14 protein-coding genes are annotated in these 14627 nt (G+C 70.8%); 7 read left to right on the top strand and 7 right to left on the bottom strand.

The features are described from left to right. Positions 1–576, top strand: a complete 576-nt coding sequence (locus tag ACZ6Z4_RS13420; protein WP_465562404.1) for an Asp23/Gls24 family envelope stress response protein — start codon at positions 1–3, stop codon at positions 574–576. A gap of 87 nt (positions 577–663) precedes the next feature. Here ACZ6Z4_RS13420 and ACZ6Z4_RS13415 read toward each other — a convergent pair whose 3' ends face one another. Genes ACZ6Z4_RS13415 through ACZ6Z4_RS13405 form a run of 3 tightly spaced genes read right to left on the bottom strand, consistent with a single transcriptional unit; the run spans position 664 to position 3284 of the window. After that, a complete protein-coding gene (locus ACZ6Z4_RS13415; RefSeq protein ID WP_465562402.1) occupies positions 664–1884 on the bottom strand; it encodes an MFS transporter in 1221 nt (406 codons plus the stop codon). Beyond that, positions 1874–2449, bottom strand: coding sequence for a helix-turn-helix domain-containing protein (locus ACZ6Z4_RS13410; RefSeq protein ID WP_465562400.1), 576 nt, complete (start codon positions 2447–2449; stop codon positions 1874–1876). The genes ACZ6Z4_RS13415 and ACZ6Z4_RS13410 overlap by 11 nt, the downstream gene beginning before the upstream one ends. Positions 2450–2498: 49 nt before the next feature. Beyond that, on the bottom strand, positions 2499–3284 hold the full coding sequence (locus tag ACZ6Z4_RS13405) for an SDR family oxidoreductase (protein WP_465562398.1): 786 nt from the start codon (positions 3282–3284) through the stop codon (positions 2499–2501). A 165-nt stretch (positions 3285–3449) separates the two neighbouring features. On the opposite strand from ACZ6Z4_RS13405, the gene ACZ6Z4_RS13400 reads away from it, so the two are divergent. The 6 genes from ACZ6Z4_RS13400 to ACZ6Z4_RS13375 all read left to right on the top strand — a co-directional run bounded on the left by ACZ6Z4_RS13400 (position 3450) and on the right by ACZ6Z4_RS13375 (position 10778). Continuing rightward, a complete protein-coding gene (locus tag ACZ6Z4_RS13400; protein WP_465562396.1) occupies positions 3450–4307 on the top strand; it encodes a helix-turn-helix transcriptional regulator in 858 nt (285 codons plus the stop codon). Positions 4308–4400: 93 nt separating this feature from the next. Beyond that, entirely contained in the window at positions 4401–5333 is a 933-nt protein-coding gene (locus ACZ6Z4_RS13395; RefSeq protein WP_465562394.1) for an ABC transporter ATP-binding protein, read from the top strand. After that, positions 5330–6679 (top strand): ABC transporter permease, encoded by a 1350-nt coding sequence (locus ACZ6Z4_RS13390; protein WP_465562392.1) that lies wholly within the window; start codon positions 5330–5332, stop codon positions 6677–6679. The genes ACZ6Z4_RS13395 and ACZ6Z4_RS13390 overlap by 4 nt, the downstream gene beginning before the upstream one ends. Before the next feature lie 85 nt (positions 6680–6764). Beyond that, a complete protein-coding gene (locus ACZ6Z4_RS13385) occupies positions 6765–9449 on the top strand; it encodes a phosphoesterase (protein WP_465562390.1) in 2685 nt (894 codons plus the stop codon). Between the two features lie 64 nt (positions 9450–9513). Continuing rightward, positions 9514–9891: a BlaI/MecI/CopY family transcriptional regulator gene (locus ACZ6Z4_RS13380; protein ID WP_465562388.1), complete on the top strand. Its 378-nt coding sequence runs from the start codon at positions 9514–9516 to the stop codon at positions 9889–9891. Then, positions 9888–10778 carry a M56 family metallopeptidase gene (locus ACZ6Z4_RS13375; RefSeq protein WP_465562386.1) on the top strand — a complete coding sequence of 297 codons (891 nt, stop codon included), beginning with the start codon at positions 9888–9890 and terminating at the stop codon, positions 10776–10778. Before ACZ6Z4_RS13380 ends, ACZ6Z4_RS13375 begins: the two co-directional genes overlap by 4 nt. Here ACZ6Z4_RS13375 and ACZ6Z4_RS13370 read toward each other — a convergent pair. From ACZ6Z4_RS13370 to nadC, 4 genes are read right to left on the bottom strand one after another with little or no spacing between them, the layout of a single operon-like run. Further along, on the bottom strand, positions 10775–11194 hold the full coding sequence (locus ACZ6Z4_RS13370; protein ID WP_465562384.1) for an NUDIX domain-containing protein: 420 nt from the start codon (positions 11192–11194) through the stop codon (positions 10775–10777). The genes ACZ6Z4_RS13375 and ACZ6Z4_RS13370 overlap by 4 nt on opposite strands. 28 nt (positions 11195–11222) lie before the next feature. Continuing rightward, entirely contained in the window at positions 11223–12725 is a 1503-nt protein-coding gene (gene nadB / locus ACZ6Z4_RS13365) for an L-aspartate oxidase (protein WP_465562382.1), read from the bottom strand. Continuing rightward, entirely contained in the window at positions 12722–13693 is a 972-nt protein-coding gene (gene nadA, locus ACZ6Z4_RS13360) for a quinolinate synthase NadA (protein ID WP_465562381.1), read from the bottom strand. The genes nadB and nadA overlap by 4 nt, the downstream gene beginning before the upstream one ends. 16 nt (positions 13694–13709) lie before the next feature. After that, positions 13710–14582, bottom strand: a complete 873-nt coding sequence (nadC, locus tag ACZ6Z4_RS13355; RefSeq protein WP_465562380.1) for a carboxylating nicotinate-nucleotide diphosphorylase — start codon at positions 14580–14582, stop codon at positions 13710–13712. Positions 14583–14627: the final 45 nt, after the last annotated feature.

The raw sequence follows: 14627 nt of genomic DNA, 5'->3' as shown, positions 1-14627 counted from the left end.
GTGCGCCGCGGACTCATCGCCTTCGACCGCCTCGCCGCCGTCGTCCTCGCGATCACCCTGCTCGCGGCCGGTGCCGCCGCGCTCGCCTGGCGCTACGACTTGTTGCCCAGCGCCCCCGAGCGGATCGAGATCACCGGCCTCGCCGAGCTGCCCACCACAGATTGGTGGCCCTGGGCAACCGCTGGTGCAGGCGCCCTGCTGTTCGTCGCCGGCCTGACCTGGCTCGCGCGACACCTCCCACGCCGCGGCACCGGTCAACTCCGCCTCCCCGGCAGCGACTCCACCGGCCGGCTCACCGTCGACGCGAACGCCGCCGTACGCGCCGCAGGCAACGCCCTCGCGCTGACTCCTGGCGTGCGCGCCGCGACCGGCCGGATCGCGCTGGACCGCGGCGAGCTCGTCGCCCAGCTCACCGCAACCCTCGAACCTACCGCCGACCTCGACACGGTCCGCGCGGCGGCGGAGGACACTGCCGGTCAGCTCTACGACGCCATCGGGCGCGATGATCTCCGGCACCGCGTCGAGCTCCGTGTGGCCCGTACGACGAAGCCGTCGGGCGTGGCCCGGGTTCGGTAGCCCGCACAGCCGGCGGTCGGGTCTGACTGTCAGTTGTGTCTGAGCCCGTGGTTGGATCCGGCTGCGCGGCGGCGCAGATCGGTGGCGTCAGAGTTCGGAGTTGCGGATGGCTCTGGCCGTCGCGGCGGTGAGTGCGGCCAGCACGCACACCAAGGCGCAACCGGCGAAGAAGACGCCGGTGCCCCAAGCGGCCGTGACCAGGCCGGTGATCGGGTAGAGCAGAGGGCTCAGGCCGAGGGTGCACAGGGAGGCGACCGATCCGACCCTGCCGAGATACCGGGGTTCGGTCGAACGCTGGAGGAGAGCGTTGGCGATGGCCATCGCTGCGCCGCTGATCGTTCCGAGGGCGGCCGAATCGGCGATCAGGGCTTCGGTCGAGGTGACCTGGCCCAAGGCGCCGACCAGTACGGCGGTCGCAAGCAGACTCGCGACGAGCACGACGCCCGCTCGTGGGACGCGGGGCAGCGCGGTGAGCAAAACTCCGGTGAGTGCACCTCCGATGCTGAACACGCTCAGGGCCCAGCCGAGGACGGCCGGACTCCATTGCCGTTCGGCGGTCAGGAGAACGAGACCGACTCCGACCGGACCGCTGAAGCACAGCTCGCTCAATCCGACCACCACGACGAGGCGGGCCAGTTGACGGTTGCTCCAGAGGTAGCGCAGCCCGGCGCGGAGATCGTCCAACGGTGAGCCGGTCGAAGGCTCGATGGTCTGTCCTCGATCGATCCGGACCGCCAGGAGGAGACCGAAGGACAGGCTGAACAGCAGCCCGGCAAGACCGAAGCCTGCGGCGACTCCGGCGGCAGCCAGCACGATCGCGGCGATCATCGGACCGACCGCGTTGCTGACCCGGACGGCCAGCACCCGCAGTCCCTGCACCCGGCCGAGTTGTCCTGGATCGGTGAGCCGGCCCGCCAGCGCCCCCACAGCCGGCATGAACAGCGCGTCGATCACGCCGAAGACCAGCGCGACGGCGTACAGCAATGGCAGTCCGCCCGCGGTGAACTGCGCCAGCGCGGCAGCGCAGGCGATGATCACGCAGCGCGCGAAGTCGCTGCCGATCACCACTCGGCGCGGGCCGTACCGGTCGGCGACCACTCCGCCGGCCAGCATCAGCAGCGCCCGGGGAATGGCTCCGACGGCCAGCACCGCGCCGACCTGCGCCGGTCCGGCGACCTGGCTCACCGCCCAGGACAGGGTCAGGAAGAAGACGATGTCGCCGCTGACCGATGCGGTGTACGCCGCCGCCCAGCGCAGGACGTTGCGGTCCCGGTAGGCAGCCGTTGGCGTTGCGCGGCTATATGTCATCGTCCGGTTCGAGCAGTGGAAACCCGTGAAGCTGCAGGGCCACTGGCGATCCAGCTGCGTCGTCGCGGCGGTGGTACTTGTTGATCACCGTAGCGAGCTCTGACTTCAGCTCGTTCAGTTCGTCCGGAGTCAAGCGCAGCGTGTAGTTGCTGAACGTCGACGCCTCGTACCACTCGTCGGGCAGAAGCGGTGCGGTGTACGCCAGCCGTCGCAGCTGCTCGCTGTACGCGAGCAGCACCGCGTGCAGGTAGCCACGACTGTCCTCTCGCTCGTCTGGACCGCCGCGTGCAGGATCGTGCACCGACGATCGGTGCCGAGCCCGCCACCAGCGATCGCGCCTGGTGCCCCGCTGGGTGTCCTCCTCGATCAGACCCCCGGCTGCCAACTGCCGGAGGTGATAGCTCGCTGCACCAGAGTCGATCTCGTAGTGCTCGGCGAGCTGTCGCGCCGTCGCAGCACCACGCTGCCGCAGGTGCTCCAGCAACGTCAGCCGCATCGGGTGCGCCAGCACCCGTAATGCAGCCACATCCAGGACGACGTCACCTGCCGGCTCCCGATCGCTCATGGGCACAGCCTAACCCAGAAGAGTTCTTCGCGAAGAACTCTTCTGGGTTTCACTCCGGCAGATCGTCCAGGCGGGTTTGCAGGGCGGTGCGGATGGCGTCGATCGCGTCCTGGCCGACGGCGAGGCGCAGAGGTGGGTTGTCCATCGTGGCGACGGTGAGGATGGTGTCCGCGACGGTGTTGGGGTCGCCGAGGGACTCGGTGGGGAGTTGCGAGATGTGCTCGAGGAACGCGCCGACCGTGGGTTGGTAGGTCTCGTTCGGGGGTACGACGTGCGCCGTGCCGACGAACTCGGTGGCGAAGGTGCCGGGCTGGATGACGGTGACCTTTGCGCCGGTTGGGGCCAGTTCGTGGGCGAGGGCCTCGCTGAGCATTTCGACGGCGGCCTTCGAGGCGGAGTACAGGCCGGATGAGGGCCAGGAGAAGGAACCGAGCAGTGACGACAGTTGGATGATGCGGCCTTTGGAGGCGCGGATCGCGGGGAGGGTGGCTCGGAGTACGGCGAGGTTGGCGAGGACGTTGGTGTCGAAGATCGCCTTCGCTGTGTTGGCGTCGGTTTGCTCGACTGCGCCGAAGAGGCCGTAGCCGGCGTTGTTGACGACGACGTCCAGGCCGCCCGCGGTGCGGACGGCGTCGGTGATGACCTGTTCGGCGGAGTCGTCGGTGACGTCGAGGGGGAGTGCGGTGACCTGGCCGGTGGGTGCTGAATCGGCGAGCGAGTCGAGGCGGTCGCGGCGGCGGCCGATGGCGATCACGTGGTGGCCGGTGGCCAGGACGCGGTCGGCGACGAGGCGGCCGAAGCCGGAGGTGGCGCCGGTGATGAGCCAGGTGGACATGGTGGATCTCCTTCACGATGGTTGCTGATGGCATCCAGTCAAAGCGGCGGGACGGCCCTGTTGGGCGTCGGAGTGAGCCCGCTGCGTCCTGGGTTGGCGCTGCCTAGGACGCGGAGGGCCAGGCACACGCCGGTCGACGAGCGGCCGGCGGAGGATGATGGCGACATGACCCGAAACGAAGAGCTGGGAGACTTCCTGCGGGCACGGCGGGCGGCGCTCGATCCGGCCGCGCTCGGGATCCTCGACGAGCAGAAGCGACGGGTTCCCGGGCTGCGGCGCGAGGAGCTGGCTCAGCTCGCGGGGGTGAGTGTCGACTACTACACGCGGCTCGAGCAGGGGCGGCCGATCGAGCCGTCGGACGCCGTACTGGATGCGATCGCGGGCGCGCTGCAGCTGGATCGGGCCGAGCGCAACTATCTCGAGACTGTCGCCGTACGGGCCCGGCCTGCACGCGGCCGTACGCCGCGGTCGGGGCAGGTGGTCAGGCCGGGAGTGTTCGCGCTGATCGAGCAGTTGGGGGATGCGCCGGCGTACGTGCTCGGTCGTCGTACGGACGTTCTCGCCGCGAACCGCTCGGCGCGGGCGTTGCTCGCCGACTTTCCGTCGATGCCGGCCAGGCACCGCAACGCGGTCCGCTGGGTGCTGCTCGACGAAGCGGCGCGGCTGCTGTGGGCCGACGACTGGGAGCGCATCGTCGCCGAGCTCGTCGGCGCGCTCCGGATGGACGCGGCCCGTCACCCCGACGACCCGAAGACGACCGAGCTGGTCGGCGAGCTGTCGATCAAGAGCGAGCACTTCCGCAAGTGGTGGGCCGAGCAGAAGGTCGTCGAGTTCAGCCACCACACGAAGCACCTGCACCACCCGGTCGTCGGCGACCTCACGCTGGAGTCCGAGGTCGTCACCTTCCCCGGCGATCCCGACCAGGTCCTGTTCGTCTACCTCGCCAAGCCCGGTTCGCCGTCCGAGCACGCCCTGAAGCTCATCACCTCGATCGGAGCACCCTGCTCCACCTACACGGTGTAGGGGTGTTCTTCGATCGTTCAACTTCCCGTTCCCGGCGGGGGATGTATCAGTGCCTAATGTTTTCTGGTCAGGCATTCGCCCGGGAAGGGAACCATGGACGCACCGCTCGCTGTCCACGCTCGAGGGATCCAGAAGACGTTCGGTGAGGTCGTCGCCCTGGACGGGGTCGAGCTGACCGTTCCGGCCGGGCAGATCCACGGGCTGGTCGGCCCGAACGGGGCCGGGAAGACCACGTTGCTCGGGCTGCTGCTCGGTCTGGCCGTCGCCGACAGCGGAACCCTGAAGATCCTCGGTACGCCGGTCGGCCGCGCGCTCGCTGTCCCCGCCGGGGTCTCCGGGTTCGTCGACGGGCCTGGGCTCTACCCGTCGCTGACCGCTCGCCAGAACCTCGCCGCGCTGGCCGCGCTGCGCGGCGACGACGCGATGGCGAAGACCATCGACGACGTGCTCGCCCAGGTCGGCCTCACCGATGTCGCGAACGACCGGACCCGCGGCTTCTCGCTCGGCATGCGGCAGCGCCTCGGTCTCGCGGCCGCGCTGCTCACCCGGCCGCGGCTGCTGATCCTCGACGAGCCGTCCAACGGTCTCGACCCGGCCGGCAAGAAGCACGTGTACGGCGTACTGACGCGGCTGGCCGCCGAGGGCACCGCCGTCGTGCTGTCCAGTCACCGGATGGACGACGTCGAGGCGCTCTGTTCCGAGGTCACCATCCTGTCCACCGGCCGGGTCGCGTTCTCCGGGCCGCTCGGCAAGCTCGCGAACGAGAACAGCGAGCTCGACTACCGGATCGTCACCTCCGACCAGGACGCCGCGCGCAAGGTCGCGGCTGACGTCGACGGGATCCGGGTCGCCGCCGAGCAAGGGGATGGGGTTCTGGTCGTGTCCGGCCTGGTCGCCGCTCTCGACGAGCTGGTGAGACGGCTGGTGCACGCCGACGTCGCCGTACGGGAGCTGGCGCCGGTGGTGTCGCCGCTCGAAGCCGCCTTCCTCGCGCTCACCGAGCAGGACCAGGAGATCGACCGATGACCGCCGCCGTGGTTGGAGCACCGCCCGTTGTCCACCAGGTCTCGGTGGGCCGCGGCTACCGGTTCGAGCTGGTCAAGCTGCTCTCGCAGTGGCGTGTGCGGCTGCTGGTGATCGCGTGCTGGCTCGCGCCTGCGGTGTTCGTCGCCGTGGTCAGCCAGCAGGCGTCGCTGCCGGTCGACACCCTGTTCGGCCGGTGGATGCACGCGACCGGCTGGGCCGGTCCGCTGGTGCTGCTCGGCTTCTCCGGCTCGTGGGCGTTGCCGCTGCTGACCTCGCTGGTCGCCGGTGACGTGTTCGCGTCGGAGGACCGGCTCGGGACCTGGCGGCACCTGCTGGTCGCCGTACGGTCGCCGCGGCGGATCTTCGTGTCCAAGTCGCTCGCGAGCCTGACCGTGATCCTGCTGCTCGTGGCCGGGCTGGTGGTGTCGAGCGCGATCGCCGGAGTTGTTGTCGTAGGCAACCGTTCGCTGATCGGCCTGGACGGCGGGGTGCTGTCACCCGGTGACGCCGCCGGGCGGGTGCTGCTCGCCTGGGCCTGCGCGCTCGCGCCGACGCTGGCGCTGGCCGCGATCGGTCTGCTCGGGTCGGTCGCGCTCGGGCGGTCGCCGATGGGGTTGTTGCTCCCGGCCCTCGTCGCGCTGGCGATGCAGATCATCCAGATGCTCCCGGTGCCGGTCGCCGTCCGCCTCGCCCTGCCGGGGTACGCGTTCATCAGCTGGAACGGGTTGTTCACGAGTCCCGGCCAGGTCGGTCCGCTGGTGATCGGCATCGTGGTCAGCCTGGTCTGGGCCGTCGTCGCGACCGCGCTCGCCTACTTCCTCTTCGTACGCCGTGACTTCACCAACCCGTCGCACGACGGCTCCGGCCAGCTGGCGCTGGTCGCCGGAGCGCTGCCGCTCGTCGTACTGTTCGGCCTGACCAGCCTGGTCGTCGGCCCAGCAGCCGGAGCGACCGGTTCCGGGATCGACCAGGACAAGGTGCAGCGCGCGCTGGCCACCGAGTTCGCGCACCTCTACCGGCTGCAGACCCAGCAGCTCAACCGCCCGGCCGTCGCCGAGGACCAGCTGCAGACCTCCGTGGCCTGCACCAAGGGCGGTGACCAGGTCGCCGCGCAGGGACCCGGCAACGACTGGCGCTGCGTCGTGAGCTGGCGTGTCCCCGGTGTCGAGGCCGCCGGCTCGGCCATCTACCAGCTCGACATCAACCCCGTCGGCCGGTACGTCGCCGACGGCGACGGGCCGAAGGAAGTCAACGGCTACTTCCTGGTCCGCACGCCGGCCGGCGACGAGCCGAACCCGCTCTGGCAGTTCGACGGCTTGATCGAACTGCTTCCGTCCACTCCCTGAAGGGAACCAACCCATGCAGGTAACACGCCGCAGGCGTGCCAAGGAGGGTCCGCTAACCCTCCTCGGCCGGCGCACCGGCCGACGGGTGACCGTGGTCACGGCAGGGACGACGGCACTCGCCGCCGCCCTGGCCGGGACCGCCGTCGCCTCCACTCAGCAGTTCGGCACCGACCGCGTCGGTCAGGTCACCGGCGACGGCCAGGTCGTCTCCAGCGACCAGTACATCGCGCCACTCGGTGACCGCCTTCTCCTCCAGAAGGGGAAGATCATGTCGTCGACGGTCAGCCCCGACGGCACCCACCTCGCCGCGTCGGTCACCGACGGCGGGATGGCGCTCGCGATCATCGACCTCAAGACCTGGAAGGTCCAGCAGTACGCCGGCAACAACGCCGCCGCGGACCTGAAGATCCCGGGCAACGACGTCGGCCAGGAAGGCCCGACGTACTCGCCCGACGGCACCCAGCTCTGGCTCGGGCAGGCCGACGGCTACCGCCGGTTCTCCGTGCAGCCGGACGGGTCGCTCACGAACCCGACGTTCGTCCCGATCGCCGCGGACGGCGCGAAGCACGCGCTGGTCGGCGAGGCCGTCTTCTCGGCCGACGGCGCGACCGTCTACTCGGCCGTCAACGGCCAGAACCGCGTCGTCGCGATCGACACCGCGACCGGCGCGATCACCCAGAGCTGGGCGGTCGGCAACGCCCCGCGCGACCTGCTGCAGGTCGGCTCGAAGCTGTACGTCAGCAACGAGGGCGGCCGGCCGGCGAAGGTCGGCGAGCCGACGATCAACTCGTACGGCACCCAGGTGCTCGCGTCGCAGATCACCGCCGCGACCACGACCGGCACGGTCAGTGTGATCGACCTGGCCAAGCCGGCCGCGGTCCCGGGCAGCATCACCGTCGGGCTGCACCCGACCGCGCTGTACGCCAAGCAGGGCACGCTGTTCGTCACCAACACCGCGACCAACTCGGTGTCGGTGATCGACACCAAGCGCGACAAGGTGCTGCAGACGATCGCGACCCAGCCGTGGACCGAGGCGTCGGTCGGCTACGAGCCGAACGGTGTCACGCTGACCGACGACGGGCACCTGCTCGTCACGCTCGGCCGCGCGAACGCCGTCGCGGTCTACAAGTACCGCAACGCGCTCGAGCCGGTGAGCTACGTCGGCCTGATCCCGACCGACTACTTCCCGGCCGAGATCACCACCGTCGGCAAGGACGTGATCGTCTCCAACACCCGCGGCGTCGACGCCCGGCGGGAGACCACCGCGGCCGGCCACGGGACGCACGACACGACGTCCAGCCTGACCAGGTTCCGGCTGCCGGACGACCACGCGATCAAGGCCGGCACCGAGAAGGTGTTCCAGCAGAACGGCTGGACCCCGAACGCCGCCCAGGCCGCGAAGAAGGGCAAGCCGAAGCCGAAGCCGGTCCCGGTGCCGGTCAAGCTCGGCGACCCGTCGACGATCAAGCACGTGTTCCTGATCGTCAAGGAGAACCGCACCTACGACCAGCTCTTCGGTGACATTGCCGAGGGCAACGGTGACCCGGCACTCGCGCAGTACGGCGAGAACGTGACGCCGAACCAGCACGAGCTGACCCGCCAGTTCGGGCTGTACGACAACACCTACGACATCGGCACCAACTCCGCCGAGGGGCACAACTGGCTGATGCAGGCCGACAACCCGGAGTACACCGAGTCGTCGGCGGGGGAGTACCTGCGCAGCTACGACACCGAGGACGACGCGCTGGGTCACCAGCAGACCGGTTTCATCTGGACCGGCGCGCAGGCGGCCGGCAAGTCGGTGCGCGACTTCGGCGAGTTCCACCAGTTCCTGACCAAGCCCGCCGGGGCGACCTGGCAGAACCTGTACTGCGACACGTTGGCGATGGCTGCGACCGGGCAGAGCACGGCGTACCCGCTGGTGTCGTCGTCGCCGATCCCGTCGCTGAACAACGTGTCGGTGCACACCTTCCCGAAGTTCGACACCGCGGTGCCGGACCTGTACCGCTACGAGATCTGGAAGCGGGACTTCGCGAAGTACGGGCCGGCCAACCTGAACATGTTCTGGCTGTCCAGCGACCACACCGGTGGCCCGCCGAACGGCGCCGCGCAGGTCGCCGACAACGACCTGGCGGTCGGCAAGATGGTCGACCAGATCACCCACAGCAAGTACTGGAAGGACTCCGCGATCTTCGTCGTCGAGGACGACTCCCAGGCCGGGCTGGACCACGTCGACGGGCACCGGGCGCCGATCCAGATCATCAGCCCGTACGCCCGGCGGGGCGTGGTGGACAGCCGGTACTACACGCAGATCACGATGATCCGGACCATCGAGCAGATCCTCGGGATCAAGCCGATGAACCAGAAGGACACCGCGGCGACGCCGATGACCGGCGCGTTCACCACGGCGCCGAACTTCACGCCGTACAACGCGGTGCCGAACCGGACCTCGCTGACCGCGGGCCTGCCGACGCCGCCGTCGTGCGGTGCCGACACCCCGGCGGCGCAGAACCCGAACGCCGCTCCCGCGCCGCAGGCCGTCGTACCGGCGGCTCAGCAGGCGGTCGCGGCGCAGTGGGACAGCTGGAAGACGCAGCAGAAGCTGACCGGTCCGGACGCCCGGGCCGACTTCGCCAACCCTGCCCAGCTGAACCACTTCGACTGGTACGAGGCGCACGACTGGTCCACGCCGTACCCGGGTGAGAGCCGGATCTTCGCGCCGGCTGACGTACCGGGTTCCGTGATCCCGTCAGCAGAGAACGACGGCTGACGACTCGCAGCTGTCCGGCGCCAGGCTCCAGGGCCTGGCGCCGGGCCGAGAGGTGGGCTTCGTCGTGACTGAAAAGGGCAGCCGCCGGGGCGCCGGTGAGCTGGAGGCCCAGGTGATGGCGGCGCTGTGGGCGTCCCGTACGCCGCTGTCGGCGTCCGAGGTGCAGGCGCAGGTGGGCGACGGGCTCGCCTACAACACCGTCCAGACCATCCTGACCCGGCTCGCGGCCAAGGGCGTCGTCGAACGCGCCGAGCGGGGGCGGGCGCACGTGTACTGGCCGACGAAGGACGAGGCCGCGTCGGTGGCCGCGCAGCTGCGGACGACGCTGAGCGGAGTCGGTGACCGCGAACAGGTCCTGCGTGAGTTCGCCGCCGTACTGGACGACGACGAGGCGCAGATCCTGCGGCAGTGGTTGGCGAACCGGCCGAAGGAGGAGTCGTGAGGGTCTGGGTCTACCTGCCGCTGGTCCTGGGTGTGCTGGTCCCGCCGGCCGCGCGGAGGATGGCCATGATGCTGCGGCCGACCGCCGCGGCGCGACTGGCGACCCTCGGTGCTGTGGTTGCGGCACTGACCTCCACTTGCTGCTTGACGCTGCTGTCGTTGACGCTCTTCGACGACCTGCCGCCGCTTTCGGCCTTCGACGAACGGCCCGAGCTCGGCCTGCCCGAGCCGGTGCCGGACTGGCTGGCGTCGATTGCCGCTCTGATCCTGCTGGGTGGGGCGATCCGGTTCGTGCGGGAGGTCGTTCGTCGGCACCGGGTGGTGCGGGAGCTGCGTGCGATCGGCGTACCGCGGGCTGGTCTGGCGGTTGCTGATCTGCCGGAGCCGTTCGCTGTGGCGGTTCCGGGGCGTCCGGGGCATGTGCTGGTGACGTCCGGGATGCTGCAACTGTTCGACGGTGCCGAGCGGCGGGCGTTGCTGGCGCACGAGCACTCGCATCTCGACCGGCGGCACCACCGGCTGGTGGCTGTCGCGGCGTACGCGGCCGCGGTGAATCCGCTGCTGGGCAAGCTCGCCACGCTCGTCGTGTTCCTGGTCGAGCGTGCCGCGGACGAGGATGCCGCCGACGAGATCGGCAACCGCGAGCTCGTTGCCCGCGCGGTGGCGAAGGCTTCGCTGGTCGCTTCGGGTCGCAGCCCGGCGCTCGGGTTGAACGGCTCGAAGGTCGTCGAGCGAGTCGCCGCCATCGCCGGGCCGCAGCCGACCAGCCGCTGGCAGGGCCTCGCCGGAGTGCTGACGCTGAGCGTCGGGATGGTGCTGGTCACGGCGCTCGCTGTCGACGAGTTCGTCGCGGTGGCGCAGGCCTGGCTGGGGATGCTCCTTCGCTAGGTCGTACGACCCTGCTGGACGGCGTCCAGGACGGCCGGGACGGTTTCCGGGTGGGCCATCTGCAGGGTGGCGAGCACGCTCGGGTGGAACCAGCGCAGGTCGTCGTGCTCTTCGGGGGCGGCATTGGCCGGTTCGCCGGTCCAGAGGGTGACGACGAACGCGTGCATCTGGAGGGCGGGGTTGTCGACCGTCATCGGGAAGGGCGCGGGGTCGTGGATGTGGACGCCGATCTCCTCCAGGCATTCGCGGGCGACCGCCTGCCGGGGTGACTCGCCGGGGTCCACGTGGCCGCCGACGAAGCTCCAGCGGTCGGCGTACGCGTGACGCCGGGGGTGGCGGTGGGCGAGCAGGAGCAGGCCGTCGCGCACGAGGACGGCGGTCGCGATCTGGATCCGGGGAACCTCGGTGGCAGCCACGGACGAACCGTAGCGACCGGCGCCGACACTACGAGGGCTGAAGCTCGCGGGTCGTCGGCCGGCCTTCCTCGTCGAGGCGTACGACGACGTGGCCGTCCCAGCGGTCGTCGGGGTGGGGATGGTCGGAGCGCCAGTGGCAACCGCGGCTGTCCTGGCGGGTGGTCGCGGCGACGACGACCGACCGCGCGACCGTCGCGAGCGGTCCGGTGCCCGCGGTGGCGAGCTCGTCGGCGGCGGCGTGCAGGCCGGCGGCGTCGCGGCGGAGGCCGGCGTACCGGCTCAGGATCGTGCGGATCCGTTCCGGTTCGCGGTCCTCGCCCAGCGTGATCTCGTGCGAGCGGCCGTGGTCCGCGGGCGGAAGGTCGAGGGTCAACGCCGTGGCGACGCGCCGGCCGAAGACCAGTCCCTCCAGCAGGCTGTTCGACGCGAGCCGGTTGGCGCCGTGCACACCGGTCGCGGCGACCTCGCCGACGGCGTACAGGCCTGGTACGTCGGTGGCGCCGTCGCGGTCGGTCCGTACGCCGCCGCACAGGAAGTGCTCGGCCGGCGCGACCGGGATCGGCTCGGAGACCAGGTCGACGCCGATGCGGGCACAGGAAGCCAGCACGGTCGGGAACCGCCGCCGAAGCAGGTCGGGCGCGACCCGCGTGGCGTCCAGCCAGACGTGGTCGGACCCGTCCCGGCGCATGGTCGCCTCGATGGCCCGTGCGACGACGTCCCGCGGCGCCAGATCGGCGCGCGGGTGCAGTCCGTCCATGATCCGGCGGCCCTGGGCGTCGCGCAGCACGGCACCTTCGCCGCGGACGGCCTCGGTGACCAGCGGCAGCTGCCCGCTCGTCTCACCGGTGTGCAGCGCCGTGGGGTGGAACTGGACGAACTCCATGTCCACCAGCGATGCGCCGGCGCGCAAGGCCAGGGCGATGCCGTCACCGCGCACCGATGACGGGTTGGTGCTCGCCAGGTAGGCGTTGCCGATCCCGCCGGTCGCCAGGACGACGGCGCGCGCGCCGATCCGGGTGAGCCGGCCGCCCGTTTCGGCGAGCACGCCGACGACGCTTCCGGAGTCCGACCGGAGCAGGCCGACGGTCCGGCCGGTCATCGTCTCGACACCGGTTCGCCGTACGGCGGCCAGGAGCGCGCGATGCACCTCCGCTCCGGTCGCGTCGCCGCCGGCGTGCACGATCCGGGGCCGGCTGTGGCCGCCCTCCAGCGTTCTCGACAGCGATCCGTCGGCGTTGCGGTCGAACCGCGCCCCGTGGGCGATCAGCTCGGCCAGCCGCTGCGGCCCCTCCTCGACCAGCGCCCGGACGGTGCGGGGATCGCAGAATCCGGCGCCGGCGATGTCGGTGTCGCGCGCGTGGTCGAGCGGATCGTCCTCGCCGTACGCCGCCGAGACGCCGCCCTGCGCCCACGGCGTACTGCCGTCGCCCGCGCTCAGCACCAGGACGTCGCGCGTCGCGGCGAGACCGAGCGCCACCGACAGGCCCGCCACGCCGGAGCCGATCACGACCACGTCGACGGTGCGCGTCATCGAGCACCCGCAGGCTTGCCGATGGCAACCATCCGCTCGACCGAGCGGCGGGCCCGCTCGACGACCTCGGGCGGCAGCTGGATCTCGTCGCGGCCTTCGCGCAGGCACCGCACCAGCAGCTCCGGGGTGATCATCTTCATGAAGCGGCACGAGGCCTTGGGGTTCACCGGCACGAAGTTCGTCTGCTGGTTGACCTTGCGCAGCTGGTGCAGCATGCCGATCTCGGTCGCGATCAGGGCCGTCTTCGCGGTCAGGTCGCGGGCCGTGTCCAGCATGCCGGCGGTGGACAGGATGTGGGTCCGCTCGGCCGGCAGGTCACCCACCCCGGCCAGCCAGATCGCGGACGACGCGCAGCCGCACTCGGGGTGGACCAGGACTTCGGCCTCGGGATCGGCCGCCACCTGCGCGCGCAGGTCGGCCGCGCTGATGCCGGCGTGCACGTGGCACTCGCCCATCCACACCTCGATGTTGTCCCTGCCGGTCTGCCGGCGGACGTGGGCGCCGAGGAACTGGTCGGGGAGGAACAGGATCGGCTGGTCCGCCGGGATGGAGTTCACCACCTCGACCGCGTTGGACGACGTGCAGCACACGTCGGCCTCGGCCTTCACCGCCGCGGTGGTGTTGACATAGGCGACGACCGCGGCGTCGGGGTGCTCGGCCTTCCAGGCCCGGAGCTGGTCGGCGTCGATGGTGTCGGCCAGTGAGCAGCCCGCCTGGGCGGTGGGGATGAGCACGGTCTTGTCCGGGCTGAGCAGCTTGGCGGTCTCGGCCATGAAGTGCACACCGCAGAACACGATGGTGGAGGCGTCCGTCTCGGCGGCGATCCGCGACAGGGCGAGGGAGTCGCCGACGTGGTCCGCGACGTCCTGGATCGCCGGCTCCTGGTAGTTGTGGGCGAGAATCACCGCGTCGCGCTCCGCGGCGAGGTGGCGGACCTCGTCCTGCCAAGTCGTCTGACCGATGGTCACAACGGTTCCTTCTTCCTCAGTTGGCGCCGTGGTCGCGGGCGACCAGCAGGCTGATGTCGAGTGCCGTGGGGGAGTGGGTCAGCGCGCCGACCGAGACGGCGTCGACACCGGTGGCGGCGACGTCCGCGACGGTGTCGAGCGTGACGGTGCCGGAGGCCTCGAGCCGTGCGGCGGACCCGGAGTGGTTGCGCCGCTCGACGATCCGGGCCATCTCCGCGGCCGGCATGTTGTCCAGCAGGATCCACTCGACCTGGCAGTCGAGCGCCTCCTGGGCTTCCGCCGCGGTGGTGACTTCGACCTCGATGGCCGGCGTCCGGCCTTCCGCGGCCATGCCGTCGCGAACCCGGCGTACGGCGGGGAGGATGCCGCCGGCCGCGGCGAGATGGTTCTCCTTGAGCAGGACCATGGCGGCCAGGTCGAGCCGGTGGTTCGTATCGCCGCCGCAGGCGACGGCGTACTTGTCCAGGGCCCGCAGGCCGGGTGCCGTCTTGCGGGTGTCGAGCAGCCGGACCGGGCGCGCCCCGATCGCGGCGACGAAGGCGGCCGTGAGGGTCGCGATGCCGGACATCCGCTGGACGAAGTTCAGCGCCACCCGTTCGCCGGTGATGATCGAGCGGGCCGCGCCGCTGATCGACGCGAGCTGTTGTCCCGGCCGGACCAGGTCGCCGTCCGCGACCGCCGGCCGCACGGTGACGGTCGGGTCGATCGCGGCGAACACGCCCTCCAGCAGCGGCAGGCCGGCCACGCGACCGGCCTGCTTGGCGACCACCGTGGCCTCGACCTGGAGCTCGGCCGGGACACTCCACCGCGTCGTGACGTCGTCCACCGCCTGGTCCTCGGCCAGGGCGGCCGTCACCGCGGTCCGGACCGTCTCGATCGTTGGCTGCACGGCGTACTCCGATCTCGATCATGTTTTCGCCTGAGAGGCGATAAC

This window comes from Kribbella sp. NPDC104740 (assembly GCF_055583505.1).
Note: the sequence above shows the minus strand (reverse complement) of the source record. Positions and strands in the feature narration are given on the sequence as shown.